The 26,084-nt window shown below is 62.7% G+C and carries 19 protein-coding genes; 7 read left to right on the top strand and 12 right to left on the bottom strand.

The window, feature by feature from the left end; genetic code table 11:
- Positions 1-11: 11 nt before the first annotated feature.
- The 4 genes from JIN84_RS08760 to JIN84_RS08745 form a co-directional block, all read right to left on the bottom strand.
- Entirely contained in the window at positions 12-2,135 is a 2,124-nt protein-coding gene (locus tag JIN84_RS08760; protein WP_200350662.1) for a beta strand repeat-containing protein, read from the bottom strand.
- Between the two features lie 336 nt (positions 2,136-2,471).
- Positions 2,472-5,468 carry a hypothetical protein gene (locus tag JIN84_RS08755; RefSeq protein WP_200350661.1) on the bottom strand — a complete coding sequence of 999 codons (2,997 nt, stop codon included), beginning with the start codon at positions 5,466-5,468 and terminating at the stop codon, positions 2,472-2,474.
- A 259-nt stretch (positions 5,469-5,727) separates the two neighbouring features.
- Complete coding sequence (locus JIN84_RS08750; protein WP_200350660.1) at positions 5,728-6,231, bottom strand: GNAT family N-acetyltransferase; 504 nt, start codon at positions 6,229-6,231, stop codon at positions 5,728-5,730.
- Between the two features lie 194 nt (positions 6,232-6,425).
- Positions 6,426-6,890, bottom strand: a complete 465-nt coding sequence (locus JIN84_RS08745) for a GNAT family N-acetyltransferase (protein WP_200350659.1) — start codon at positions 6,888-6,890, stop codon at positions 6,426-6,428.
- A 208-nt stretch (positions 6,891-7,098) separates the two neighbouring features.
- Here JIN84_RS08745 and JIN84_RS08740 point away from each other — a divergent pair, with 208 nt between their 5' ends.
- From JIN84_RS08740 to JIN84_RS08725, 4 genes are all read left to right on the top strand, one after another.
- Positions 7,099-10,227 carry a hybrid sensor histidine kinase/response regulator gene (locus tag JIN84_RS08740; RefSeq protein WP_200350658.1) on the top strand — a complete coding sequence of 1,043 codons (3,129 nt, stop codon included), beginning with the start codon at positions 7,099-7,101 and terminating at the stop codon, positions 10,225-10,227.
- Between the two features lie 1,047 nt (positions 10,228-11,274).
- Complete coding sequence (locus JIN84_RS08735) at positions 11,275-12,087, top strand: PEP-CTERM sorting domain-containing protein (protein ID WP_200350657.1); 813 nt, start codon at positions 11,275-11,277, stop codon at positions 12,085-12,087.
- Between the two features lie 97 nt (positions 12,088-12,184).
- Entirely contained in the window at positions 12,185-13,066 is an 882-nt protein-coding gene (locus tag JIN84_RS08730; protein WP_200350656.1) for a type II secretion system protein, read from the top strand.
- Between the two features lie 21 nt (positions 13,067-13,087).
- Entirely contained in the window at positions 13,088-16,003 is a 2,916-nt protein-coding gene (locus JIN84_RS08725) for an autotransporter-associated beta strand repeat-containing protein (protein WP_200350655.1), read from the top strand.
- Between the two features lie 407 nt (positions 16,004-16,410).
- Here JIN84_RS08725 and JIN84_RS08720 read toward each other — a convergent pair whose 3' ends face one another.
- The gene (locus JIN84_RS08720) at positions 16,411-16,839 is read right to left on the bottom strand and encodes a deoxycytidylate deaminase (protein ID WP_200350654.1); all 429 of its coding nucleotides are present in this window, start codon (positions 16,837-16,839) and stop codon (positions 16,411-16,413) included.
- 44 nt (positions 16,840-16,883) lie between these two features.
- Here JIN84_RS08720 and rarD point away from each other — a divergent pair, with 44 nt between their 5' ends.
- Positions 16,884-17,822, top strand: a complete 939-nt coding sequence (rarD, locus tag JIN84_RS08715; RefSeq protein ID WP_200350653.1) for an EamA family transporter RarD — start codon at positions 16,884-16,886, stop codon at positions 17,820-17,822.
- Between the two features lie 54 nt (positions 17,823-17,876).
- Positions 17,877-18,581, top strand: coding sequence for a zinc ribbon domain-containing protein (locus JIN84_RS08710; protein WP_200350652.1), 705 nt, complete (start codon positions 17,877-17,879; stop codon positions 18,579-18,581).
- A 40-nt stretch (positions 18,582-18,621) separates the two neighbouring features.
- On the opposite strand, the gene JIN84_RS08705 is transcribed toward JIN84_RS08710, so the two are convergent.
- From JIN84_RS08705 to JIN84_RS08695, 3 genes are read right to left on the bottom strand one after another with little or no spacing between them, the layout of a single operon-like run.
- A complete protein-coding gene (locus JIN84_RS08705) occupies positions 18,622-20,799 on the bottom strand; it encodes a hypothetical protein (protein WP_200350651.1) in 2,178 nt (725 codons plus the stop codon).
- Complete coding sequence (locus JIN84_RS08700) at positions 20,796-21,326, bottom strand: prepilin-type N-terminal cleavage/methylation domain-containing protein (protein WP_200350650.1); 531 nt, start codon at positions 21,324-21,326, stop codon at positions 20,796-20,798. The genes JIN84_RS08705 and JIN84_RS08700 overlap by 4 nt, the downstream gene beginning before the upstream one ends.
- Positions 21,323-21,772: a hypothetical protein gene (locus JIN84_RS08695; RefSeq protein ID WP_200350649.1), complete on the bottom strand. Its 450-nt coding sequence runs from the start codon at positions 21,770-21,772 to the stop codon at positions 21,323-21,325. The genes JIN84_RS08700 and JIN84_RS08695 overlap by 4 nt, the downstream gene beginning before the upstream one ends.
- Positions 21,773-21,835: 63 nt before the next feature.
- Here JIN84_RS08695 and JIN84_RS08690 point away from each other — a divergent pair, with 63 nt between their 5' ends.
- Positions 21,836-22,429 carry a hypothetical protein gene (locus JIN84_RS08690; RefSeq protein ID WP_200350648.1) on the top strand — a complete coding sequence of 198 codons (594 nt, stop codon included), beginning with the start codon at positions 21,836-21,838 and terminating at the stop codon, positions 22,427-22,429.
- Positions 22,430-22,435: 6 nt separating this feature from the next.
- Here the strand turns inward: JIN84_RS08690 and JIN84_RS08685 are convergent, their stop codons facing one another.
- The 4 genes from JIN84_RS08685 to JIN84_RS08670 form a co-directional block, all read right to left on the bottom strand.
- Complete coding sequence (locus JIN84_RS08685) at positions 22,436-23,575, bottom strand: hypothetical protein (protein WP_200350647.1); 1,140 nt, start codon at positions 23,573-23,575, stop codon at positions 22,436-22,438.
- Positions 23,572-24,162, bottom strand: a complete 591-nt coding sequence (locus JIN84_RS08680; protein ID WP_200350646.1) for a hypothetical protein — start codon at positions 24,160-24,162, stop codon at positions 23,572-23,574. Before JIN84_RS08680 ends, JIN84_RS08685 begins: the two co-directional genes overlap by 4 nt.
- Before the next feature lie 19 nt (positions 24,163-24,181).
- Positions 24,182-24,988 carry a hypothetical protein gene (locus tag JIN84_RS08675; protein ID WP_200350645.1) on the bottom strand — a complete coding sequence of 269 codons (807 nt, stop codon included), beginning with the start codon at positions 24,986-24,988 and terminating at the stop codon, positions 24,182-24,184.
- Positions 24,989-25,275: 287 nt separating this feature from the next.
- The gene (locus JIN84_RS08670) at positions 25,276-26,055 is read right to left on the bottom strand and encodes a hypothetical protein (protein WP_200350644.1); all 780 of its coding nucleotides are present in this window, start codon (positions 26,053-26,055) and stop codon (positions 25,276-25,278) included.
- Positions 26,056-26,084: the final 29 nt, after the last annotated feature.

Below are 26,084 nucleotides of genomic sequence, written 5' to 3'. Positions count from 1 at the left end.
ACGGCACGGAATCAATAACCGGTGAACATGGGGATGTCCCCCTGCGGCGTCGTGATGACGACCTGCCCCTTGAACTCCGCCACGCCCGCCACTTCCAGCGAAGGCGACATGGTCCTGCCCTTGAGGTGGGTGTGGGTGGTGGCCGCGTTCCCGATCACGGTGGTGTTCGCACCCGCGCCAACGGCGTTCGCCCCGATGACGATGGAGTTGTTATCCGAGTTGTTGTAGGCCCTCGACTCATAGCCGATGTAAACGCTGTTGGTGGTGGCCGTGAGGGCTGTCGTACCTGTCGCTCCCTGGTATTGGCCGGCAGACGCTCCCACGAAAACATTGCCGCTCCCGGATGACTTGGAATAACCGGCGGAAGTACCGACGCCGACATTGTTCCAACCGTTGACATTGGCATACAAGGCATTCGTGCCAAGGCCCGTGTTGAAGGTTCCGGTGGTATTTTCGGAGAGCGAACCATTGCCCAGAGCGGCGTTGTTGTTGGCCGTGTTCTTGCGCAAGGAGCCGTTACCCACTGCTGTGTTGTAGTGGATTTCAATACCTTCCGAAAGGGTGTTCGTACCGACGGCGGTATTGTTGCTGCCTGTCGCGAGGGAGAGGGCGAGAGTTCCCATCGCGGTATTGGCGATCGCAGCGGTGCTGGCGGTGAGGGAAAGGCTTCCCACGGCGGTGTTGCTGGAACCGGTGGTGTTGCCCTGAAGGGCCTTGTATCCGCTGGCGGTGTTGTTGGCGCCGGTGGTGTTCGAGTAGAGGGACCGCGCGCCCGCCGCGGTATTTTGATAACCGGTGGTGTTGCCGCGAAGGGCCCAGGTTCCGCCAGCCGTGTTGTTGGCACCCGTGGTGTTGAGGAAGAGGGACTGGAAACCGTGGGCTGAGTTTTCCGCACCCGTGGTGTTGTTGTAGAGGGCTCCGCTCCCGGTGCCGGTGTTGTTAAACCCCGTGGTGTTGTAATAAAGGGCCTGGGAACCCGCCGCGGTGTTCTGGGAGCCCGTGGTGTTCAGGAAAAGGTTCTGGTATCCGTTCCCGACGTTGCCGCTGCCCGTGGTGTTGTAATAGAGGGTCTGGAAGCCTACCGCGGTATTGTTGTTGCCGGTGGAGTTGGTGTTGAGAGAATACGCGCCCACGCCGGTGTTGTTATAGCCGGTGGTGTTCAAATACAGCGAATGATCCCCAAACGCCGAGTTGTTGGATCCTCCGGTGTTCGATTGCAGCGAACTGACGCCCGAGGCGGTATTGGACATACCCGTGACGTTCGCATACATGGAATAGGACCCCATGGACGTGTTGCTGGCTCCGGAGGTATTCTGAAAAAGGGAGTTCAGTCCCACCGCGGTGTTGTTGTAGCCGGTCGTGTTCGCCCTCATGGCCGTCGCTCCCATCGCCGTGTTGCTGAAGCCGGTGGTGTTGTTCAGCAGGACATCGATGCCGAAAGCCGTGTTGTTGCCGTTGGAGCCCTCCCCCTTGCCGATCCTGATGCCATTGATGAACGAATCCTTGAGCACGCCGATCCCGCCCGAGACGACGAGAGCTCCCGTGGTGGACGAGGAGGATGGAGTGGTGGACGAGATCGAAACCGGCCTGCCGCTGGCATAGACGACCTTGCCCGTGCCATCGATCGTGAAGATGGAACTTCCGTTCACGGAAATGCCGTTGCCTGACGTCGCCGTGAGATTCAGACCTCCCGTAACGCTCAGCGAGCCGTTGGTGATCGACACGTTCACGTCCCTGAAGGCGGCGGTGTCAGCCGCCGTATCGATCTTGAAAACCGGATAATATCCCGCGCCATTGCTGTAGGACGCAACATCCCATATGCTGAACACTCCCTGGTACTCCAAATCGGAACCCAACAAAATGTTGAAAGGCGTGCCGTAAAAGTTGAACCCGCCATCATTGGCTCCATGACTGGTTTCGGGAAGCGAAGAGTAAAAACTTATTCCTCCGGCGTAATTCTCGAAGGTGACGTTGGCACGAGTGCCGCTCACCCAAGGGTACATCACGTTTTGACCACCGGAACCAAAGGTGATTCCATCGACAAACGGGATTACCGCGGCGGATGCCGATGGTCCGACGGCGGACAACAGGCAGAGAGACGCCGCCGGGAGGTATTTGAAGGTTCTCGGTTTCATAAATGATGAACAGGGAAAGCGCTGGATGAGGAAATGCAGAATCTGTATTCCGCCCCAGAACTGCCTATTCTGTCAAATTATCAATTCGGCACAATTCAGGATGAAATATCACCCAACTATTTCGAAACCAATGATCGAAAATAATTAGCCCGTTAAAAAATTAATCCACCGGATCGATTGTCGATCTCGGTTTGAATTGCCGGCACGGCACATGGAAACGTGATCCGGTCCCGCTCAAGCTGTTTTTGTTGCGGAGGAGCCGGATTTGAGAATAGACAAGGATCACCATCCGGGTCCGGCACCAACTCCTCTTTCCAACCAATCGCGATGCCGCGTCTACCGGAACACTTCGTCGTTGTCGGACAACAGGCTCGTCGCGAGGCATTCGAACCACTTGTGGACCGCCATGTCCTTGCCCATGTTTTCCGAGCCGATGACTTCCTTCCGGAAGAGATTCGAGGCGGCGCAATGGCCGAGGGACCGGTAGGACTCGAACTGGGCCTCATCATAAAACTGGTCCTTGGTCGTCTGATGGGGAAACTCCGGATTCTGGCGATGGTAGTCGAGGACGTGCCGAGGTTCGGTACCCGTCATGGCGAGCTTCAGGTAGAGCATCCACCCGAGTTTGTCAGACGTCTCACACCCGTCGGGCGCTTCTTCCGGCGCGTAGTCGATCTTCACGAGCGTTCCATACGCACGGCTGTATTTGGAAGGCAGCGGGGTGAGGTCGCTGAGGTCGAAACGCATGTTGATGCCGAAGTCGATCTCGGCCAAACGCTGCAGCCGCATGAGGTCCGCGCACTCCATGCCGGGCTCCATGCCCGCGTCAACGCAGACGATGAACCTGCACTGGCGGCGCAGCAGTTCGTAGGCGCCGAGATTTTCGATGTGTCCACCATCGGACAAATTGACATATCCGTGCCCTTGATGGATGAGGCCCAGCATCTCACGGAAAAAATATACCGGCCCAGGCCCCCTGAAGAGGGCGAGGGCGGTCCTCCGCCATTTGCTGCGGACGAGGCCCGGACGGCGCATCCAATAACCGAGCCGGATGTTGAACAGGGTCATCAGGAAGCGGTACTCTCGCATGGTCTTCGAACCCATGTTGGTGGAAGCCGCGGCTCCGGAGATGGCCATGGCGGTTCCGAGATCGATGCCCGGATCCTCCGTCTCCATGGCCTCGGTGGTAATGTAGCCGGTGAGGGGGCTGCCACAGTATTCCCGGCTGAAGACGAAGAAGTCCCCGTTGCGTCCGCGCAGTTCCGGGTTGCGGCTCGCCGGCGCGTTCAACGTCGCGTTGATCAGATGATAGGGAGCGGCGGGCCCCAGCCCGATTTCCGACAGTCTTGAATATTTCCTGGTGCCGACAACGACCGGGGACGGGCAGACATCCTGGCATGCTCCGTAGGTAAGGTTGTCCAGTTTCTGCTGGACGATTCCGACCTCGCTGTCCGCCGGCACCGCCAGATAGCATTCGCAAAGGCGCTCCCGGTAGTAACGGTGCAGGGCGAACGTGTTGACATTCAGGGCCAGGAAAACCCAGGCCAACAGCCCCAACCCACCGATGATCCACTCTCCCTGATGGGCCGCCTCCACCCCTCCCACCCCCATATGCCTCGCGATGATTGTTAAGGTCGTCAGGAAAAAGAGCGGCCCGGTCAGCAGGAAGAGCATTTTGGCCCACTTGCGCTGGGTTCCGTTTCTCCGTCTGGCGAGAAGTCCGAGGATGGTCGGCATGATGGCGGAGATGACTCCTGCCACCCATTCGATATGGGTGGCACCAAGAGAAGAGGGTGCCCATGACGAGAAGGGGGAGGTCACCAATTCTGCATATTGTGGCACCCAAAGGTAGAAGGCGCACATGGCGGAGATCACCAGCACCACCAGAATCAGCAGGTTTCCGCCGAGTTCGATGAATTTCCGGGACTGCACCCATCCCGACTTCCATTTTTTCCCTTCCGCAAGCCGCTGGGCGAAGGGGCGGAGCAGGAGGAAAAAGATGCACAGTCCCAGCATGACAGCGAGATGGAATCCGCCGGGCTGCTGGAAGATGGCGGGCGTGAACGTGGTGGCGAACCCATCTGACAGATGATCGAAGAATCCGAGCATCCGATCAGGAAGGAGATCGGCCGTCCAACGGCCTATCGCGGGACTGCTAAAAAGTTCCACGAACCTCAGTCCCAGCGCCACGAGCACGGGAAGCGACAGAAGCATGAGAAAAGCGGCGAAGACACCGTTGAGGAAAACCGCCCCGATTTTCAGCAAAGCCTTATTGCCTCCGTTCAGGAGATACTTGCTGTTGTTGCGCAGGTGCCGGAGAGGAGGAGTCTCCGCAGCGGTGGTGGGACCTACTTTCTTCCCCGCTCCCGGACTTCCGTAGGAAGGCCCCAGAACATCATCAATCACTTTTGTCGGGTCGACGTTCGGAATGGAGTCGCCTTTCTCGTCGACAAGCTGATGACCGAGATAACTGGTGAGGAACGTGCCGAGGTATCCTCCGCCGGAGACGGTGGACAGGTAGTCCACCTTGCGGAACAGCCCCCTCTTGTGCAGGGACTGGACTACACCGAGACAAAAGGTGGCCGAGCGGATGCCTCCTCCGGAAAGGGCGAGGCCGAAGGCGTCATACAATTCGGAATTCCCGGAACCGGCCTGCGGCATCACGTCGCTCCCCTGCATGGCCGCGCGTCTTCTCAGGATGCTTTTCCGCTCGCTCTCATGCATCTTGTCCGAGATGGGATTCTTCGCGTCCCGTCCTTCCTTTTCGACCCCGTAGAGAGCGACCTGGGGTCGGATGACTGATTCCAGCGGCATGTTTGGGAATCCGGTTTTTTTCCATAGCTTTTCGATTTCCCCGTTCAGCAGATAATAGGTTTGTGACCCTTTGGTGAAATTCAGCAGGACGGGATCCGGACTCCCCCCTCTGGAAAGTTCCTCAAACGTCTCCGAGGCTCCCAGCAAGCGGGGTTGCAGCTCCCGAAGCTCGGCCCTGAACCTCCGGCGGGACCACTCGTCCCGGAACCTGATGGCCTGCTCGCCTTCCCCGCCGGACGGAGTTGCTCCGTTGTCCGCCCAGTCTTGCCAGCGGACGAGATGGGGCTGCAAAATTCCCTCGAGCAATCTTCTCGCGGCCCGGGTGAATTTCCCGTCTTCCGATTCCTCCATCAGCAGCTTCCTCGTCACATCGGAGAGAATGCGGACACTACCGGCAGCCAGATCCTCCTGCCTCGAACGGCAGTACAACCGTTGGTCGGTCATGCGGGTCACAAGCTCCAGATGCAGGATTCCCGCCGAGCCACGGGGTTTGGTTTGACAGGAGGTGGAGGTACACATGGCAACAGGATTTCGACCGGATTAAAAACTAGCTGCCCTAAAACATTGCAAATTGCAATTAAATTCTGATTTTTTGACTCTGCCAGGTTGGGGACGGTCAAAACACACCTACGAAGATTTCACCTGCGCGGCGTGGTGAGCCCCTTGCGTCTATTCGGGCCGGAAATAACTCTCAGCGCCATCTAACGATCCGGCCGACCGAGGGCCCCAGCAGCTCCTATCGGTTACAGCTTTGGCTCAGAACCCGGAGGTTCTAAGTTCATTTCAAAACCAGCTCCATGCAATCGAACGCAAGCTCGCGCCGGGGAAACCAGACCTGGCCGACCGGTTCGTATCCCCTGCGCGCGTACATGGAGAGGGCGCGCGGGTTCCCTGTGTAGGTGTCCAGGCGGATGCAGGAAAATCCGCTTTGGCGGGCATGCGCTTCCGCGTGGTCCATCAGCATCCTGCCGATGCCCCGGCCTTGCCGGTCCGGACGCACGGCCAGGCGGTGCATCACCATGGCGCGGCCGGTGGAACATTTCCACGGCATTGCGGCATAGGCGTCCGGTTGTTCGTCATCCAGTGAAACGCAGCCGACGCAGACGCCGTTCTCACGGATGAGATGGAGCGTCCCGGCGCGGGCGTCCGCCTCGACGAATGAAATGTCCGGGTAGATGTGATCCCACTGGTGGATGCCTTGCGACAGCAGTTCCTCCATGCAGAGGGTGATGAGATCCATCACCGCTGGGGCGTCGGCGGGTTCGGCAAGGACGATTCGCATGGGCGTGCCATACGGAAAGAAAACACGGCCCTCTTGACCAGCGAAACCTTCACCATGCCGACGCTCACCGGTCTTCGCAATCCATGGGAACCATTTGTCGGTGACGGAATCCAACGTGACCGCCCGGGAACACCAGGTGGATTTCCCGGCGCTGGCGTGGCCGGGATGAACGATTCCCCGGGCACCGGGCCCGGCTACCGGAGACGCTTGGTGAGGAAGAACTTGCCATGACCGGATGAATCCCAGTCAGGAATCTCACCGACGATGGCAAAGCCGTGTGCCAGGTAGAAGCCCGGTGCCTGGTAATCCATCGTATCAACGTAGGCGTGGACGCACCCTCTCTCGACCGCCCGTCGCACGGCTTCCTCAAGCAATGCCGAGCCGAGCCCCCGGGAGCGCCACTCCGGAGCCACGGCCATGATCGAGATACGCAGCCACGCCAGCCGGGTCTCGGCAATCAGTCCGCCCACCTCGCGGCCATCCGCGACGACAGTCAGGACCAGCGGCCTGGCCTCGTGCTCCGGCTGTCCGAGCTGCCGCATGAACACCGGATTGGCCGCATGGTTGTGTTCACGGAGCCACTGGCGGACGAGATCACATCCCGGCGCCGACGCGTCATCTGCGGAGGCGATGCTCCACCCTCCGGCCGGCGGATTCATAGGGTCGGTCGGAATTTTCATCGGATCATCCACGGCACCACGCTGCGACAGGAGGGAAAGCGGGTCGAGCGTATTGTCGGCCGCCGGGCCCGCCTCGCTTTAAAAAAATTGACAACCAGAACGTTGAGGACTGAATCAAATCATCCCAAAAGCTTCAGGTGCGGAAGGTCCGGAAAATCTCCTCCGCAGCCTGGAGCCAAGCATCTTCATGACCGACCCGATGGATTCCCCCAAAACCGAAAAACCGGGCGCGGCCTCGCAAGCGGCGCGGAACCGCCGGCTCCTGTCGATACACGTCGCCCTGCTGCTGGGAGCATGCGTCACCCCGCTGATGGGGCTCGCCCTGTATTTCCTCTCGACCGGCCTGCACCGGGAAATCGCCCTCGCGGAGCGGGAGCGGGCCGGGCTGGGCCATGTGCGCCACGCCGTGGGCGTGCTGCAGCAGGCCGTGCGCCTGACGTGGACGGAGGACGGCGAGGACGAGGCGATGATGCGCGAGCTGGAGGAGGCCCTGGAGGCGATGGACCAGATGTCGGTGACCGGGAACATCCAGGCGTCATCCATCATCCAGCCCGCGGGTTCCGCCCCGGAACAAAAGGCCGACGCGGGAGCTCTCTGGGAGGGGGTGAAGAATACCGACGCCGGATCGAAGGACCGCACCGCGGCCCTGCGCAAGCTGACCGAGCACCTCCACCAGAAAATTTTCGAGGTCAGCGACCAGAGCGGCCTCAGCTCGGGAGCGGAGGACGAGATCAGCGCGCTCACCGACATCGTCGCGGTGGGCCTGCCGACACATGTGGACCGCCTCCTGCACATGCACGAAAGCCTCGCGCACAATTTGAAAACGAAGGGTTGGGATGCGTCCAGCCGCGAGGTCGCCGCCGTCTTCGCCCACCAGTTGGAGCAGGATGACATCAAGCGCCTCAGCCGGAGCATGGATGCAGCCCTCAGGGCGGACCTGCGCTCCTCCAAGACCTTGAAGTCGTTCCAGGACGAGTTCCCGACGCAGGCGGAAAAACTGCTGCTGAGCCTGCGGCAGCTGGCGGTCTCGCTGCGGCCGTACGAGGAGGAAAAAGCAATCGCCGGAGATCCCCGGCAGTTCGACGAGGTGCTGGACGCCGCCTTCGAATCCGCCGTCACCGGTTGGGACGCTTCCATCCATCATCTCGACATCCTCGTGGCCGACCAGATTTCCGAGGCGGTCTCCCGCCGCAACCACGCCATCGGCATCGCGGGGGTCGTCATGCTCGTGCTGCTGCCGCTGGCATGGTGCTATTTCCGGTTGCTCATCCTGCCGGTGATCCGGTCGATGGTGGACGAGGCCGCCCGCCACCAGCGGGATGCGGAGGAGGCGCGCCGCGAGGCGGACGACACCACACGCCGGCTCCGGCAGACGCAGGCCGCCCTTTACGGGCATTGCGCCGTTTTTTCCATCGATCTCGCGCACCGCATCATCATGGCGAACGAGAGGTCGTGCGAGCTCTCGGAATATCCGAAGGAGGAGCTGGAACAGCAGTCCTACATCCCCATCCGCACGCCGCTGGACGAGGACCGGGATTTTTCCTCATCCGTGTGGTCGCAAGTGGAGGGCGGGCGGGTGTGGAACGGAAACCTGTGCCGCCGCACCCGAAGCGGCCGGTTGATCTGGCTGGACGCCACCATTTTCCCATTCCTCGACCGGCAGGGACGGCCTGTCGAGTTCGTGGCCATCGAAACGAACATCACCGAACTCGTCACCGCCCGTGAGAACGCGGAAGAGGCGGTCCGTGCGAAGAGCCAGTTCCTCGCGATGATGAGCCACGAGATCCGCACCCCCTTGAACGGGGTGATCGGATTCGCCCAACTCATCGCCGACACACCGCTGGACGACCAGCAGCGGGATTACGCGCGCACCATCCTGACATCCGGCGAATCCCTCCTTGTCATCATCAATGACATCCTGGATTTCTCCAAACTGGAGGCGGGGCGGGCCGAGCTGGAACTCCGCCCCGTCGCCCTGAGACTGCTGATCGAGGACGTGCTGGAACTGCTCGCGCCGCAGGCCCGCGTGAAACACCTGGAGCTGGTCTACGGGATCGATCCGGCCATCCCGGAAGGGATCCTCGCCGACGGGGCCCGGCTCCGGCAGATCCTGCTCAACCTGGCGGGAAACGCGGTCAAGTTCACCGCGAAGGGGCACGTGGAGATTTCGGTCACCACCGTTTCAGGAGAAGGCAGGTGCGGGAATCTGGAATTCCACGTCCGGGACACCGGCATCGGCATCCCGCCGAACCGCCAGGACAGGTTGTTCAAGGCGTTCTCGCAGGTCGAGGTTTCCGACTCCCGCAACTATGGCGGCACCGGCCTCGGCCTCGCCATCTCGCAGCGGCTGGTTTCCCTGATGGGCGGGGAAATCGCCGTGACCAGCGTGGCGGGCGAAGGCAGCGACTTCCACTTCACCATCGAGGCGGAGGCGGCGGACGTGACGGGAGAGCTCGCGTCGCGCTCCTCGGCGAAGGATGAGGAGATCGGAGCCGCGCTGCGGGGGAAACATTTCCTCGTGGTGGACGACCTGTCTGCCAACCAGCGGCTGCTGGAGCGGATCCTCGCCAAGTATGGAGCGGAGATGACCGCGGCCGCCTCGGCGGAGCAGGCGCTGCGCGTGCTGGATTCCAAATGCTTCGACCTCGCCATCCTCGACTACATGATGCCCGGCGAGGACGGCATTGCCCTGGGCCGCAGGATCAGGGAAAACGAAGGCACCACCGGCTTGCCCATGATCCTGGTGGCCTCCGCCGAGCCGGACACCGCCACGGTTCCCGACGGATTGTTCGCGTCGGTCATCCTGAAACCGATCCGCAACCAGCCCTTCGCGGCGGCCCTCGCGCTCTGCCTGCGGAAAAATTCTCCCTTGGAAAAAACACCGGAGCCACCGCACGGAGACGGGCGGTCCTTCGCGGGCACCCATCCATTGAGAATCGCCGTCGTCGATGACAACGGGGTGAACCTCAAGTTCATGATCGCGATGCTGCGCTCACTCGGGTACGAGGCGGCCCCTTTCAAGGCCGCCGCGCTGGTGCTCGAAAAACTGCGGGAGGAGGAATTCGACCTCGTCATGATGGACGTGCAGATGCCGGACATGGACGGCCACGAGGCGACGAGACAGCTCCGCAAGGGAGCCGCCGGCGCGCTCAACCGGGACACGCTGGTGATCGCGCTGACCGCCGGTGCCATGGCAGAGGAACGGGCCGCCTGCATGGAGGCCGGAATGGATGACTTCATCGCCAAGCCCGTGCTCCGGGACGAACTGGTGAAAAAGCTGACCTGGGCGAGCGGAAGGATCAGCGGGGCGGTTTGACAAAAACCACCTCCGGAACCCGGGCGGCGATGTTTCTCCAGACCGCCGCCCGGAGTTCGCGCTTCAGCGTGCTCTTCCGAATGGCCGGACGGGGATGAAATGCAAACGGCGTGGATTTAGGACGGTATCCGGAATGGCGACCTTCCTGTCGCAGCCGGAACCCGGGCGGCGATGTTTCTCCAAAGCGCCGCCCGGAGTTCGCGCTTCAGCGTGCTCTTCCGAATGGCCGGACGGGGATGAAATGCAAACGGCGTGGATTTAGGACGGTTTCCGGGATGGCAACCTTCCTGTCGCAGCCGGAATCCGTGCGGTGATGCTTCACCAAAGCGCCGCCCGGAGTTCGCGCTTTAGCGTGCTCTTCCGAATGGCCGGACGGGGATGAAATGCAAACGGCGTGGATTTAGGACGGTATCCGGGATGGCGACCTTCCTGTCGCAGCCGGAATCCGTGCGGCGATGCTTCACCAGACCGCCGCCCGGAGTTCGCGCTTCAGCGTGCTATTCCGAACGGCCGGACGGGGATGAAATGCGAACGGGCGTGGATTTAGGACGGTATCCGGGATGGCGACCTTCCTGTCGCAGCCGGCACGGGACGTTCCTTGTAGCGACAGAACCACTCCGGACGGCTTCCGCGTGTTTCCCGAACGTTCCGGCGAAGGTGAAAGAGCACGCTGAAGCGCGAACTCCGGACAGCGTTTGGGACAAGCATCGCCGTACGGGTTTCGGCAACGATTTTTTGTCAGACGGTCCATCCGCAGTTTACATCCGTCACCTTGTTTTCGGAAACCGGCATCATCCCTCCGTCACCGCCGGGCCGGTCGCGGTCCGCGCCTCCGGAGATCGCCCGGCCGGACGACTCCCGCCCGCCGTCCCCGGCTCATTGATAAGATATTATAGAAATATCCACGGCATCCACCCTTCCGGATCACGGGTCCGCAAACCCTGTTATATATGTTAGAAAACATACAACCACCATGCAATAGCCCGCTACTTTCGCGCAATAGACCGTGAGCAATGTTCTTGCCGGGGTGCCATGATCCGCGCCGACATGAAACATAAATATCTTTATCTGCTCCTGCCGTTGTGCGCCGTGTCATCCGCCGGTGCGGCAACCACCATGGGGGGTGTCACCCTCGGTCCCATCAGCGGGCTGGGCGCGAACAGCACGTTCGCCATCTGGAACACGATGAACGGCTGGCATGCCACCGCCAACCCCAACGGACTTGCCGGCACGGGAAGTTTTCCGGGCACCACCATGTGGGCTCCGCAGAACTCACAACCCGGTTCAAATGAGTCGAATACGAAACTGGTGAAGGTCTCGAACGGCGTGGGCGGCGGCCCGTATGCGGCCAGCGGATCCGTCTATTACGGGGGCTTCAGCGGCACCCCGAACCTCAACGGCGGGACCCTGTCCCTCAGCAACGCCTCGCCATTGGACAACCTGCAAACCGTGCTTTTCCAGATCCAGATCGGAGAGGCGGCGACCTATGATTTTCATAACCACGTCCTCCCTGTCATGAGTTACACGCTCGTCGGGGATGTGACTCTCCACACATTGGCCGCGGCGGCATCCTCCAACTATCACAAGCTGGACAACGGCACCATCGAGATGCCGACGGGAACCGAACCACTCTATATCAACTCCTACGCCATGTGGTTCGATTTCTCGGAAATCGCGGGAGATGTGGAGAGTTTCAGCGTCTCGTGGACGGGCGTGCAACACGCCCAGCTCTATGGGGTCAGCCTCCAGCAGGATGACGTGGCGGCCTCCGGCGCGATCCTTCCCGTGGCGGTTCCCGAGCCATCCGCCGTGCTGCTCGGCGGCATCGGCTTCCTGTTCCTGCTGCGCCGCAGGAAATAACCATCCCGTCAGTCCGGATATGCCGTTGGCGTGGAACCACGTGTTTCACGCCAACGGACGACTTATGCCTTACAACCTATATCTATTTTCCAAAGCCATGTTCACAAACCAACGCCCGCCCGCAGGCCCCACCCGCAAGCCGGACACCTTCCCGTCACCGCGGGGTTTCACCCTGACCGAAACACTGGTGACACTCTGCATCATCGCCGTCATCGGGGTGATCTGCGTCAACCTGACCACCCGGTTCAGGAAATCGGGCACGACCGTCATGGAGATCGGGGCGGCCCGGACGATGACCGCCGCGCTGATCATGGCCGCCGATGAAAACAACGGACGCCTGCCCTTTGGCTACGACACCACCATCAACTCCCTGCCGACGGGAGGCTCCGGCTTCCGCGGCGGGGCGGTGCATGGCGAGGCGGCCCACCGCTATCCATGGCGTCTGGCACCCTATTTCGGTTACAAGTTCGAAGGCAACACGGTGATCGACCGCAGCCTGAAATACACCCTTGAAAAAAAGGACACCTATCTGCTCAGCCTCATGCCCTCGCTGGGAATGAATGTTTACAATGTCGGTGGTTACGTGGAGCTGGGTTCGAAGGAACCCATCGAAGGAGCCATCCGCCGGATGAGCGAGGCCTTCTCCGCGGACAAGACCATCGCGTTCGCGTCCGCCCGGCTTTCGCACGAGGGAATCGAAGGCATCGCTCCGGGATTCCACATGGTGACCCCTCCCATCACTCCGGGCGGGGACTGGGCGGAGAACTACGACCCCGCGCGGCCATCAAGCTGGGGAAACATCGACCTCCGGCACAACGGCAAGGCGGTGGTGGGCTTCCTCGACGGCAGCGTGGGCACCCTCGGACCCGAGGAACTCACCGACATGCGCCACTGGAACAACGACGCCGCCCGCGACAACGACCGCGCCCGCCGCCCCATCACCACGCTTCCCGGAGGAGGAGGACGCAGGGACCGCTGACAGAGCTTCACGAAAAACGACATGACCCCTTTCTTCAGAATCTCCCTTGTCTCGCTCACGGCTTCCCTGGGATGCCAGCACGCCTCCGCGCAGCTGCTGCGCCCCCGTTATGTGATTCCGGACTTCAGCACCAGCCAACCCGAGTATAACAACTGGGAATACTCGCGCTGGGACATGTTCTACACCCCGCACGACCAGAAGGGCACCCTTTCCCAGAACCGCAATTACCCGGATAAGGCGGCACCCAACGGCTACAAGGTCTACAAGGTCGGTTCCGATGAGATCGGCCCGGTCGGCGATGTCGCGAAGATCGGAGACAAGTATGTGTATGTGGGCGCCTTCAACGGGGAATACGTCTGGGACACGCAGAGCCACGCGGAGGCGGTCGCCAGCGGCTTCACCGGGCCGATGCCCACCAATCCGAACCCCACGCTCCCGCGCACGATCTTCCACCTGGACAATCCCTCCATCCGCCAGCACGCCAGCTCGGCCTTCATCATCGGGCCGGGATATACCGGAAACATCTATAGTTTCGCCGAACTCGTTTCCTACACCCTGGACGACTCGCTGGCCTACAACGCCGGCACCGTGGTTTTCCAGTTCCAGAACCAGGGCCGGGACGTGGACATGGACACGCTGCGCCTGAGATATGTCAAAAACGGAAACACCACGGAGATCCCCGCGACGGACCTCATCATCGAGCGCGAGGCGTTCGCGTCGCACGCCGGCTTCACCTTCACCACCCGCGCGGCGGCGGAGTGGGATGTCTCCAGCCTCGGCATCCGCAGCTACCAGATCGTCTGGAAGGCCGCGGGCTCGAGCTGCAGCGTCCAGGAATGCCTCCTCGACACCGCGGACGCCTATGTCCGCGACAAGGGGCTGCCCGCCAAACGGATTTTCCTGGGCACCAACGGCGCGTCCTGGAACCAGGCGTCGAACTGGCGGGATGTCGCGGGCGGCACCTCTCCGCCGAAGAACGGAGCGAACATCGAACTGAGGGGCGGCACGTCCCTCGATCTCGGCAGCACCACCCGCAAGGTCGGTCTTTTGAAAACCCAGCTACCGGGCGATTTCACCCTGCAGGGCACGACTCCCCTGGAACTCGGAACCGGCCTCCAGTCCGCCACCAGCGCGACGCCCAAGACCATCGCCTTCAATGTTCCCGTCCGCATGACCGCCTTCAACTACTTCGATGTGGGTGCGAACGTGACGGTATCGCTCAACCAACCCTTCACCTCCGCCCCGCCGGCCACCGGGTTCACCGGTGCCACCGGCTTTGAAAAGCGGGGTGACGGAAACCTGAAGCTCGCGGCGGACAACTCCTTCGCCGGCGCGTTGTTCGTCTCCGGCGGCCAGCTGACGATTTCCGGGAAAAGTTTCTATGGCGCGCCCGGCCCGACCGAGCTGGACGTCACCTACATCTATCTCGGGGAACTCGTGCTGGAGAGCACGGGCACTCTCGGCGTCAGCGGCGTCCGGGTGGAGCTCGGCAGCACCCCTTATGAAATCCCGGGGGAAACCCGGCCGAGCCGCCTCGTCGTGAAGGGCGAGCGCGTCTTCGACCGCCCCATCAACTTCACCGGCGGCTCGAATCCCAAGCTGCTGACCTTCACCGGGACCGGCGCGGGCAGCACCTGCTCCTCCGCCATCACCCTGCACGACGGCACCGAGCTGGGGATCTTCGGGACCGAGACTCCGACGGGGGACTTCTCGTTGGAAACCCCGCTGGCGACCGACAAGGTGCGCTTCACCGGCGCGTTCACCGGCGGCGATACCATCAACCACGCCCCCACCCCTCACTCGCTCCGCAAGACCGGAGCGGGCACCGTGACCTTCGCCGGAACCAACAAGGCCTACAAACACCGGACAAGCGTGGAAGAAGGCAGGCTGGTCTCGGAAGCGGGGACCGGCATCACGGGAGGAAACTGGATTTCCGTCAGCCAGGGCGCGACCTTCACCGCCAACGGCCCCCTGACGCTCACGGGTGGAAACCTCACCGTCAACGGACTGCTCGACGGCTCCGGTGCCCTGACCCGCTCCGGCAGCGTGGTCGTCAGCGGCGGCGGACACATCGCCAAGCCGCTCACGATCGACGCCAGCTCCGCGCTCGCTCCGGGCAACGGACTCGGGTCGATCACGATGACCGGCAACCAGACATGGGGTCCCGACGGCCACCTCCGTTTCGAGATCGGTGGCGAAGGGGTTTCCGACAGCGTGAACATTTCCGGCGCGCTCGCACTGACCGCCACCGCCGCCAACCGGTTTTTCATCGACCTGCAGTCGCTGACCCTTTCCGGCGCGGCCGGCCCCGTGCATGACTTCAACGGATACGGTGATTTCTCGTGGAGAATCTGCACGGCCAGCGGCGGCATCACCGGCTTCGATCCCGCCGCGTTCTCCGTGAACACCGCGGGCTTCACCAACAGCCTCGCGGGAAATTTCTCGGTCGCCCTGCGGGGGCAGGACCTCGTCCTCGTTTATACCGCCACCTCGTCGCCGAACCCGTCCTTCACCACCTGGGCCGCCTCGCTGCCTGCCGGCAGCCAGGGTCCGGCCGACGACGCCGATCACGATGGCGTTTCCAATCTCGTGGAGTTCTCGCTCGGCACCTCCGGCACCGCCGTGAATGCGGACGGATCGCCACTCAGGATCCGCCGCGAGACCACCGAAGGCATCGGCCATTCCGTTCTCGAATTCAGCGTGGCGGAACCGTTCCGTCCCGGAGTTGTCGCCCAGTTGCTGCAATCGCCTTCGATGGACTCCGGAAGCTGGCGGACCGTCGCGTCCAAGTCAGGCCCCGCCGCATGGCAGTCGCTCGGCATCCTCACCGAAGCCACCCCCGCCGGAGGACGCAGGAAGCTCACCGTCCGCGTGCCGGATGCCGCCGGCGAGCCTCCGCAGCGGTTCTTCCAGCTCCGGTTCCGCAACGGGAAATAGTCTTCCCGGCGGAAGGCCGGTGCTCATCCGAATCCCACCGCCGAGGCACGAACCGACCTCGATCCGGAACTCTTCAGCACCAACGGTGCGGAATGGGACAGCCCGGGACAGCGTCCCGGGAAAAGAGAGGCACAAACATCAAAGTCCTGAAGGGACGTGACCGGACAAGGCGTGCGCGCCAGGGATGGCGTCCCTTCAGGACTTGTTATTCCGGACAACCCAACCCGGGGTTGCGCTGCGCCCACCCCGGGCTTTCACATTCCGCACCTTTGGTGCTGAACCTGTTCCACATCATCGGGATTTTCCGACCGGGAGATGTGGATCAATATCCAGACGGAAGGCGCTGTCCGATGCCCGGCCCTGTCGGAGCACCCGCGCGGGACCGGATTTTTTCCGCCCCCCGCCTTCTAACAGATCGGAAACTCGGACACCTGCTCCAGCTTCACCTGATAGAGCGCCGCGATCTCCGGGGCGTCGGACACGTGGTAGATCTCGCGGTAGTAAATCTCCTTGATGCCATACGCGCAGAGAGTCTGCATGCAGGCGGTGCAGGGCATGGTGGTGGTGGCGACGATCTTCGCCTCACCCCGGCGGAAAAGGCTGCAGAGGTTCACCTCCGCGTGGAGCATGAACTTCTGCCGCTTGTCGCGGTCGTCCCAGAAACCCGGCGGCGGATTGTAGCCGGGGGCGAGGCCGTTGTAGGCGGTGCCGATGACCCGGTTGTCGAAATCCAGCGCCGCCGCGCCCACCTTGCGGTAGGGGTCCTCCGAACGCAGGCTGGCGACGTGGGCGAGGGCCATGGCGTATTGCGGGATGGACAGGCGGCTGGCGGACATGGCCGGAGGATGGGTGGAAATCCCCGATTTCAAACCACAAATCCATGGAGCGTGAAATTTCACTTTGTCACGACGCCAAGGTCGGTCAGATTCCCCGCGTGGATCGCACCCGTTCCGGAGTCCTGGCCGCGCTGGCGGCGTTTTTTCTATGGGGGATTCTGCCGATTTTCTGGAAGCTGCTGGATTTCCTGCCACCGCCGTCCATCGTCGCGCAACGCACGGTGTGGTCGCTGCTGATCGTCCTGGCGATCCTGTGGTGGAAGGGCGAGGGCCGGGCGCTGGCCACCGGCATGAAGTCGCCCCGCGTGCTCGGCTGGCATTTCCTGTCCGGCGGGTTGCTGGCGTCCAACTGGCTGCTTTACGTGTGGGCGACGCTCAACGGCCACATCATCGAGGCGGCGCTGGGTTACTACCTGAACCCGTTTTTCAACATGCTCTTCGGCGCGCTCTGGTTCGGCGACACGAACAGCCGCTGGCAGATGGCCGCCATCGCGCTGGCCCTCGGCGGGGTGGCCCTGCAGGTGCCCGCCGTCGGGCATTTCCCGTGGATCGCGGTGGTGCTGGCGCTGACATTTTCGCTGTATGCGGTTGTTAGAAAACGCGCCCCGCTGGGATCGCTCGTCGGCTTGGCGGCGGAGACGGTGCTGCTGGCCCCCATCGGGCTGGTGTGGCTTTTCCACAAACACGGCAGCACCGGCGAGGCGTTCGGCGGCAGCCTGCCACATGCCGGGCTGGTGATCGTCACCGGCTTCGCCACCGCGCTGCCGCTGTTGTTCTTCGGCCACGCGACGCGGACCATCCGCCTGACGACGCTGGGCATCCTGCAGTTCCTCGGGCCGACGCTCCAGTTCTTCATCGGCTGGAAATTGTATGGCGAGCCGATGACCGGCGGACGGCTGGTCTCCTTCGGCCTGATCTGGCTGGCGGTGGGGATCTACGCCGCGGACGCGCTTCTGAAAAAGGAGCAGGCGCAAGTGAAGTGACAACCGTTGCAAGCAATCCTTGCCCCGCCGCGCGCGGACGTTTACCCAACGTGCATGCAAGATGAAGTTCGCGCGCTGTTGATTCTCCAGGACCGTGACCGCCGCCTGCTGGCGCTCGCGAAGGATCTTGAAAAACTCCCCCAGGACGAAGCCCGCGCGAAGGCGAAGCTGGCCGGGGATGAATCCGCCGTGGCGAAGGCGCACCAGGCCCTTCTGGACAGCGAACTGCGGGTGAAGAAGATCGAGCTCGACGCCGAAACCCGCCGGACCACGATCAAGCGGCTGAAGCTCCAGCAGTTCGAGACCCGCAAGAACGAGGAATTCGTCGCGCTGGGCCACGAGATCACCCGCTACGAACGCGAGCTCGATGATTTCGAAACCAAGGAGCTCGAGGCGATGGAGGAGGTCGACGGCTTCCGCACCGCCCTGAAGACCGCCCAGGCCGCGCTGGACCAAACCAAGACCCTGGTGCAGGAGGACCTCGCGGTCATCAAGCAACGCCACGAGCGGATGGATGACGAGCGCAAGGAAGTCTCCGCCGAACGCGAGAAGCTCGTCGGCAACGCGCCGGTGAGCGTGCTGCCCCTCTACACCCGCCTGATGAAAACCAAGGCCGGCCTCGCCATCGCCCCGCTGCGGGATGGCAAATGCGAGGGATGCCACATGCGCCTCATCGCCTCCACCGTCATGAAGGTGCAGACCGGCAAGGAAATCGCCCAGTGCGAGGACTGCGGACGCATCCTCTACATGGAGGATTGATACCGGCCTTCGGAACCTTGCCGCGGGGGATGATTCCCCGTTAGTAGAATTCCTTCCGCCGTTCCTCCAGCACGACCAGCCAGTTCATCATCACGATGGGCGGAACCTCCGATGGATGGCGGATCTGGCTCAGGTTCACGTGGATTCGCTCGGCGGCGACCGCGTTTCCGCTCACGGTCTTGGCGTCCAGCGGCCGCACACCCTCGGTGGCGGTCTCGCTGGCGAGCGAGCCCACCTGGCCGCCGATGTTCACCGCGAACGGGTCGGACTCGACACCATACCGCTTGTCCGGGGCGAACAGCGAGCAGGGTGGCATGAAGCGCCCCGTCGGGTTCGAAAGCGTGACGGCGGGCGTATAACCCGCGGGCGGGGTCGTGGGCACGATGTTGAAATCATCGCCGATGTAGAGCCGCATGTTCGTGACGAGCGAGAAGCCCTTGGTGAAGGAGGTGAGGTTGCCGCACTCCTTGAGGATCACACCGTAGTCCGTGGACAGGTAGGGAGTCGGCGGGTTGGTGGGGAGCGGGTTTTTCGGGTAGGTGTCGCCGATGCTGGTCTTGTAGTCCACGTTCACGACCAGCGAGCTGTTCACGGCCGTGGAGTCCGCGCCGAGGGCCGCGAGGAACGCCTTGAACCGCTGGGGATAGACGGCGACGCAGGTGCGCCCGTCCGGCTTGGAACCGCTGACCTCGAAGGGGAGCTTCAGGTATCCCGTTTTCACGGTGCCGACCAGCGGATCTCCAAAGGTGGCGTTGTTGAAGGTGACGAGGCCGGTGACGTTGTTCTTGTAGGTGTAGACACCGTTCTTCCCGTAGGCGACGTCCACCACATCGGTGCCGAAGTTGTAGGAACCGTCCTCGGGCCAGAACCCGTAATAACCCGGTGGCTGGCCGGAAAGCTGGATGGAGAGGTTCTGCCTCACCCCGTTTTTCAGGTAGGAGAAACGGAAATGGGTGGGGGTGATGTTCGCCGGGTTCGAAGACTTCACGATCTGCGAGATGTCCAGCCGCATGGCGCACTGCTGCGCTCCCACGGTGTAGTTGTTCCACGTCGTCGGCGAGATGGCGTTCGGCTCCGAGGTCGGGAGGAAATACCGGTCGAAGAACTCCGCGCCGCGGTTGTGCGCGATGAACGCCGCGCGCCCGCTCTCGGAGGCCAGCGAGACAGGAAAAAAATCCCCCTGGGTGACCTGGTGTTCCTCGCGGACTCCGGGGCTGAACGGATTTCCGGTGAATCCCCGGCCGCCGATGGTGGTGCCGCTCGAAAGGGTCATCCCGCGCCGACTAGCCAGCGCGGGCAGCGCGGTGTCCCCCAGCACGTCCGCCTTGCCGACGAACATCCCGCCGTCGATGTTCACATTCGTCCAGGCATCGCCGGAGGCGTACCGCCCGAGGGACATGTGGGAGGCGGCCGAGATCGAGAGCTGCGAGGGGATCTCGTAAATCGACAGGACGAAATTCCGCTTGGGACGGACGAGGAACGTCCTGTCATCGTCGTGGTCCGCCACATCCACCGAGAACGCCCACCAGTTCCTCCTGGCCACGATGTCGTCGCCCGGCCTCGCGTAGCCGAAGTTGATCTGCGGGTACTTCACCAGGTTGAATGCCGGATAACTGGCGACCGGCAGGCCCACCCCGCCCTGCGAGATCGTGCCATGGGACTTCGCGTGGGTGATGAGCGGGTAGAGCTTGTCGTTCGCCGCCGCGGTGGTGTCGCTCAGGACGAGGGGCGCGGGATAACCGGCTTCAAGGGCGCGGTTGATCCCGGGGGACACATACCCGGTCTCGGGTGCGATGGCGGCGAAGATCCTGCTGGGAGTGCCGAGATCGGAATCCCCCGTGTTCGCCACCCTGAGCCCGGAGATGTTGAGCGAGGTCATGAGCGGGGCGGAGATGGAGGTCCTGGAATTCGCCAGCGCCAGCGATTCCGTGAAGATGTCCTGCCAGCGCAGCGGATTGCTGATGGTGGCGGAGGAGTTCGACTCCGCCTGCATCGCCCGGATCGCACGGTTCGGGGTGATCGCGACGATGGAGCGCAGGATGGCCTCCTCCTTCTCGCTGTAGTCCACCCGCAGTTGGACGCGGGACTGGATGGTGTGCGAGTTCATCGCACGCCGGTAGGCGTAGATCATGAGCAGGCTCAGGATGGTACCGGTCGAGAGGACCAGCACCAGCGAGACGTAGCCGGCCCTGCCGGTTCTGACACGTGGCCGCCTCATTGCTGCATGGCCCCCGAGTAGGTGATTTCCTCGTCGTGGATTCCCGTAAGTGTCATCCGCAACACCCCGTTCACCACCGCGAACACGACGTTTCTCGGAGCCTTCGTCACGGTCCACTGGGGGTCGCCCAGCACGCCGTTCAGCGGCACCACATAGTAGTAGAGCGCGTTGCCGGAACCCTTGTCCTCATAGGCGAGGATGGACGCCCGCATGACCCCGTCCGGCTGGCGGAAATTCAGCACCACCACCGGGGAAGATGTGAGGCGGGGGTCCTTCCCCTTGAGCGCGTCATCCACGGAAGCATGCAGCCGGAACCGGTCCGCCTTCCCCACCAGCTTGCTCACATGCATGCTGATGAGCGGGGCCTCCTCGGTGAGGAATGTCTGGGCCTTGAAAATCTTCAGGAACGCGATCTGCTGGTTGAACAACGCCAGGACCATGCCCGCGGTGGCCATCCCCAGCATGATGGCGATGGAAAGCTCGATGAGGGTGAAGCCCCGGTGCGGTCGATGGAACAGGCGGATCATTGGGAGCGCAGCACGGTTCGGGATTTCGCGTAGGTCTTGTTCCCCACCTTGTAGGTCAGCACGCTCTGGACCTTCCAGATCTTCATCGCCGCCGGATTCGTGGCGACGGTGCCGCCGCCGCCGTCGATGGGATAGTTCCCGGGATCCGCGAAGCGCGTGCGGGTCACCTTGGCCGTGACCACCTCTCCGCCGGGAAGTTTCCCGATGTTGACCACCTCCGAAGCCGTGTTGTTGGTCCCGGCGGCGAAATCCGGCCACGGCGAGCCCGCGGCCAGCAGGTCCTCGAACGGGATGCGCTCCGCGTAGGCGCGCTCGTAGGTCATGTAGGCGTCCGACAACGACTGCTGGAGCGTCCACTGGCGGGGATGCAGGATGTTCAGGGAAAGCTTGAGGAGGACCAGCCCCAGCACGGTGAGCAGGGAAAGCCCCATCATCGCCTCCACCATCACGAAGCCCCGCCCGCGCGATCGCGCCTTGCGGACCCGGCGGGGAACGGCAAGACTGCCACCATGTGCGGGTGCTTCCTTCGCAGGTTGGTCGTTTTCATCGTGCTCCAGGCGGGCGGGTGGGCCTGCGGCCAGGCGCTGCTGGAGCCGCCCTTCGGCCTGCGCTGGGGAGACTCCCCCGAGAAACTCGTCGCCTGGGCGTCCCGCCACGCGCTGGATGTCACCATCAAGCTGCCCGGCGACCAGCCCGCCACCCGGATCCTGCGGACGGAGGCCAGGAAGGGATTTCTCCCCGACTCGCAGGCCAGCGCCGTGGAATGCCGCTTCATCAGCGGCAGGCTGTACGAGCTGACCGTCCATTACACCGACCCGACAGCCTCCGCGGACCTGATGGAAACCCGCTTCGAGACCCTGCGGAAACAGACCGGACTGGAACACGGCGCGCTCCTGCCGAACCAGCAGCAGCGGGCGGTCGAGGACCAGTTCGTGACTCGGACGCGGTCGTTTCATCGGGAGCCGGTGAAGGGGTTGTTCCTGCTGCTGGCCTTCACCGAGGTGGAGGACCTGCTGCGCGGATCCAAGGATGCGAGATTCTCACTCATCTATCGGAATGACAATTTTCGGAACGAGTTGCTCGAGGAGTTGAAGAAACCATGAATCCCCTCACTCGATCGTGTTGAAGGAACCGTTCACCTCGATCGTGCGGTCCAGGGTGAAGCTGACATACCCGAGGCGGTCGATGCCGAAGGGCGTCACCGTCAGCACCTCCATCGTCCAGCGGCCGTCGCCGTCGAAAATGCTGTCGAAGTCCGTGCCCGTCACCTCCACATAACTCTCCGGCACCTGCGCGGTGTTGTTCTTGTGCGATCCGGGGACGATGCGGCCCTCCGCGTTCAGCCGGACCTCCCCCTTGTAAACCTGCGCGTAAGTGGACGAGCCGGGGTAGGTGTCGTTGTAGGTGAACGTCACCGTCGGCATGCTGAAGCGGACGATCTGGTTCGCGGTGATTCCCGAAATGGAACCATCCGCCACGGGCCAGACCTGGATGTATTGCGAGGCGAGCTGGGACGGCTCGATGACCTGTCCGGCGATCTGTTCGTCACGGATCGAGAACACCGAAAAACGCTCCTCGCCGCGGACCTTCGCCCGGTCCGCGCCGGGCACGGAGGTCAGGGTGTAGACCAGCGGATTCAGGACCCCGTTCTGGCTGAGCGCCACCTGGGAAAACAGGCTCGCCTGCGTGCGGTTCAGGTTCGCACCCGTTCCACCCGCGCCGTAGGACTGCACGTGCCTGAGGAAACTCACCGTCTTTGAAGCGGGCGGGTCCGTGGCTCCGGCGAGAAGTCCCTCGGTCTTGAGATACACCTTGAAAGGACGGTCCGCCCGGGTCCTGCGCACCATCGCCGGGATGTTGACGGGGATCTCCTTCTTCGTCGCGAAATCCGAATTCTCATAGGACACGTTGGTGAAGACCCCCGGTTCGTCGAGCTTCTTGCCGTAGGGGTCCTCGGAGTCGATGACCACCTGCGCCATCGGGACGAAGGTCCCCACGTAGATGCTCTGCAACTGGAAGCTCGCGAAGGGCGAGGACCGGGTGGTCCACAGCTCGAAGCGCGCACCGTTCGGATTGATCGCCAGCGGCGAGTTCTGCTCACCGCTGGGGGCGAGGTTCGGCACGTCCACCTCCACGCCGCTCGGCAGCTGCTTCTGGCGGATGAAGTTCGTGTAGGTCGGGTCGTCCTGCGCGTGGACGGACACACCGGCTAGGCACGCTGACAACAACAGGGTGAAACGGGTTTTCATGGCTTGGTTGGTTTTTCCTTCGACTCTTCCGCCGGGGTCGCCGGGGCGGGCGGCGCGACCTTGGGCGGCAGGACCGATATGGGATTCCCCCGGTAGGTCGCGACGGTGAGGTTCCCGCTTTTCACGATGTGCTCGCGCGTCTGTTCCGCGATGGGCTCCTTCCCTTCCGCCTGCACCAGGCTGACCTCCACGGTGTTGATCCACCCGCGGTTGAGGGCGTAGAAATCCGCCCAAGTCTTGATCTTCGCCCCGGGCTTCATGACGAGACGGTCCGAGAGATTCTTGGGAGTCTGCACGATGGCCCCCTTCGGAACCAGGGTCGCGATCCCGTTGAAACACAGGATTTCCGAGCGGCTGACGAGATCGCCCGGTTGGTGGGCGACGGACGGGTCCTCGCCCTTGACGGCCTCGAACGCCTTCATCGGGTCCTGCTGCTGGATTTTCCGCAAGGCGGAGCTGAGCTCCTCGTGGGTGGCGGCGTCCCTCATCACGGGTTTGCCGGCCGGTTCCTCACCCGATGCGGTCCGCCCCATCCCGAGGATGACGGCCAGTCCCGCGGCACGCGCGATCATGATGGAAGTTTTCATGGTTTCGGTTCCCGGTTTTTCAGTTCTTTCGGAATGTGACCAGCAGCACCAGGTCCTGGAGGTCATACCCCGGGTCCGATTTCTGCGAGGACGAGTGGGTGAGCTCCATGAAGACGATCACATCCATCGGGCCGATCTTCACCTTGCCGGTGGCGTCGAGGTAGGGCCGCAGGAAACTCTCCAGCGAAGGCGCGTTGTACTGTGGCACGTTCGACGGAGGCCTGTCACCGCTCACGAGGAAGCGGACGTTGTCGGTGCCGTCGTTGGATTTGTAATACGTCCCCCACGCGTTGTTATACTTGTAGCGCCCGCCGAACCGGATGGCCTTGCCCGACTGGATCAGGTTGTTCGTGTAGGTGGTGCCGAAGACGTTCTTGATGTTGATGACCGCCCCCGGATTGATCTGCGGGTTGGTGCCGTAGAAGATTTCCCGGAAATCGGTCGTGCTGTTGATGCTCATCGTCGCCTGCGTCGGCACGAAGGTGTAGCCGCTGTTGTTGCTCGTCACCGTCACCCCCTGGCCGATGATGCGCACATCCGCGTAAAGATTCTGCAGCGGGATGATGGTTCCCGGCTGGCCGCCGTCTCCCCCTCCGCCCGGATCGGTCGGAACGGACGGGGTGATCTTCACATACTGCTTCACCACCGAGGGATAGCTGATGCTCCAGATGAGCTTCGGCGACTGCCCGGCCTGCACCATCGCCGGGTTCGCGACGAGTGATCCGGTAAGGTCCGCCGGGAGCGGTTCCGCGCGTGCGTGGTGGGATGCAAGGGTTCCCATGGCGGCGGCGATCGCCCGCAGGACTGTCATTTGGCTGGTTTTCATGGCTGGTGTGACGGTGTGGAATGAAAAAAAACCTTTCGCCGTCTCCACGGCGGGACAGCCGGGAGCCGGAAGTGGGGTCCGGCGCGGGCACGACAGGAACCGGTGGAGAAAATTCCACAGGATTCATTCCGTCGGTTCGGGACAGAACCGCACGCCGGATATTCCGGGCCGCCACGGGACGTGTGGCGGCTCAGCAAAGGTTGGTTTGATTCGCTAAACGGAGGTGGTCGTTCGGATCAGGTTTAAGGGTTAAGGGAATAGCACGGATTAAGGGAAAATTGTCAGTATCACGGCCTGCCGGACCAGTCCTTCCAGGGTCCTGCGGGCACTTCCTTGTCATTCGCGAAGCGCCACTCGACGGTGGCCCCGCTGCGCATCCTGAGGAAATCCCTCACCGCCGGACTCACGTCGATGCCGGCGGATTGGTTGCGGTTCCCGCGCGGGGATTCCTTGCCGAACACATATTGCCAGTGGTCCACCTCGAACGGGCCGACGTCCTCCCACTGGGCGAAACAGACCCGGCCATCATGGTGGATGGCGATCCAGCGGTCCTTGCAGACTGAAATGCCGTCGCCGCGATAGCTCTCCCAGAACCACGGAACAACCTCCGCGGCCTCGGCCTGGTGCCTGCCGCCGCGCGCGACGTCGTTGTAGGGCAGCGCGACGTAAAAAGGATTCAATGCGGGGACGAAACCCGCGGGCAGATAACCGTTGCGGTTCTCCGGGTGGTCGTAACCACCGTAGTTCGCCTGCCAGTTCTGGTCCCATGCGCTCTTCACATTCGGCGTCGGATTGTTTTCCGAAGGCAGCTCGCCCACCCAGAATACCGTCGCCACCACGTTCCGCTTCCAGACAACGGAGGATCGGAAGGCGTCCCGGGGTTCCTCGCTCACCACCCGCGCCACCTGCGGCACGCCATATGGATCGCTCAGGCCGGGAAGCATCTCGCGCCGGTTTTCCAAAAAAACCTCATGGGCCGCGGAAAGCCGCTCCGACAACCTCGCACCCGCCGCAGACCCGAGCAGGGCCAGGCTGGCGATTCCGGTGGTGGTCCATAGGGTTTTCATGGGTTCCGCTGATGAAAATCCAAGCCTGT

The sequence above is a fragment of the Luteolibacter yonseiensis genome (assembly GCF_016595465.1).
Taxonomy (GTDB): domain Bacteria; phylum Verrucomicrobiota; class Verrucomicrobiia; order Verrucomicrobiales; family Akkermansiaceae; genus Luteolibacter; species Luteolibacter yonseiensis.
Note: the sequence above shows the minus strand (reverse complement) of the source record. Positions and strands in the feature narration are given on the sequence as shown.

Bases quoted from the DNA above. Each gene is read 5' to 3' on its own strand.
- JIN84_RS08750 (WP_200350660.1), bottom strand. From the start codon at position 6,231: ATGCGAATCGTCCTTGCCGAACCCGCCGACGCCCCAGCGGTGATGGAT.
- JIN84_RS08680 (WP_200350646.1), bottom strand. From the start codon at position 24,162: ATGAAAACTTCCATCATGATCGCGCGTGCCGCGGGACTGGCCGTCATC.
- JIN84_RS08740 (WP_200350658.1), top strand. From the start codon at position 7,099: ATGACCGACCCGATGGATTCCCCCAAAACCGAAAAACCGGGCGCGGCC.
- rarD (WP_200350653.1), top strand. From the start codon at position 16,884: ATGGAGCGTGAAATTTCACTTTGTCACGACGCCAAGGTCGGTCAGATT.
- JIN84_RS08700 (WP_200350650.1), bottom strand. From the start codon at position 21,326: ATGATCCGCCTGTTCCATCGACCGCACCGGGGCTTCACCCTCATCGAG.
- JIN84_RS08720 (WP_200350654.1), bottom strand. From the start codon at position 16,839: ATGTCCGCCAGCCGCCTGTCCATCCCGCAATACGCCATGGCCCTCGCC.
- JIN84_RS08705 (WP_200350651.1), bottom strand. From the start codon at position 20,799: ATGAGGCGGCCACGTGTCAGAACCGGCAGGGCCGGCTACGTCTCGCTG.
- JIN84_RS08710 (WP_200350652.1), top strand. From the start codon at position 17,877: ATGCAAGATGAAGTTCGCGCGCTGTTGATTCTCCAGGACCGTGACCGC.
- JIN84_RS08685 (WP_200350647.1), bottom strand. From the start codon at position 23,575: ATGAAAACCCGTTTCACCCTGTTGTTGTCAGCGTGCCTAGCCGGTGTG.
- JIN84_RS08670 (WP_200350644.1), bottom strand. From the start codon at position 26,055: ATGAAAACCCTATGGACCACCACCGGAATCGCCAGCCTGGCCCTGCTC.
- JIN84_RS08735 (WP_200350657.1), top strand. From the start codon at position 11,275: ATGAAACATAAATATCTTTATCTGCTCCTGCCGTTGTGCGCCGTGTCA.
- JIN84_RS08730 (WP_200350656.1), top strand. From the start codon at position 12,185: ATGTTCACAAACCAACGCCCGCCCGCAGGCCCCACCCGCAAGCCGGAC.
- JIN84_RS08745 (WP_200350659.1), bottom strand. From the start codon at position 6,890: ATGAATCCGCCGGCCGGAGGGTGGAGCATCGCCTCCGCAGATGACGCG.
- JIN84_RS08760 (WP_200350662.1), bottom strand. From the start codon at position 2,135: ATGAAACCGAGAACCTTCAAATACCTCCCGGCGGCGTCTCTCTGCCTG.
- JIN84_RS08675 (WP_200350645.1), bottom strand. From the start codon at position 24,988: ATGAAAACCAGCCAAATGACAGTCCTGCGGGCGATCGCCGCCGCCATG.
- JIN84_RS08725 (WP_200350655.1), top strand. From the start codon at position 13,088: ATGACCCCTTTCTTCAGAATCTCCCTTGTCTCGCTCACGGCTTCCCTG.
- JIN84_RS08690 (WP_200350648.1), top strand. From the start codon at position 21,836: ATGTGCGGGTGCTTCCTTCGCAGGTTGGTCGTTTTCATCGTGCTCCAG.
- JIN84_RS08695 (WP_200350649.1), bottom strand. From the start codon at position 21,772: ATGGTGGAGGCGATGATGGGGCTTTCCCTGCTCACCGTGCTGGGGCTG.
- JIN84_RS08755 (WP_200350661.1), bottom strand. From the start codon at position 5,468: ATGTGTACCTCCACCTCCTGTCAAACCAAACCCCGTGGCTCGGCGGGA.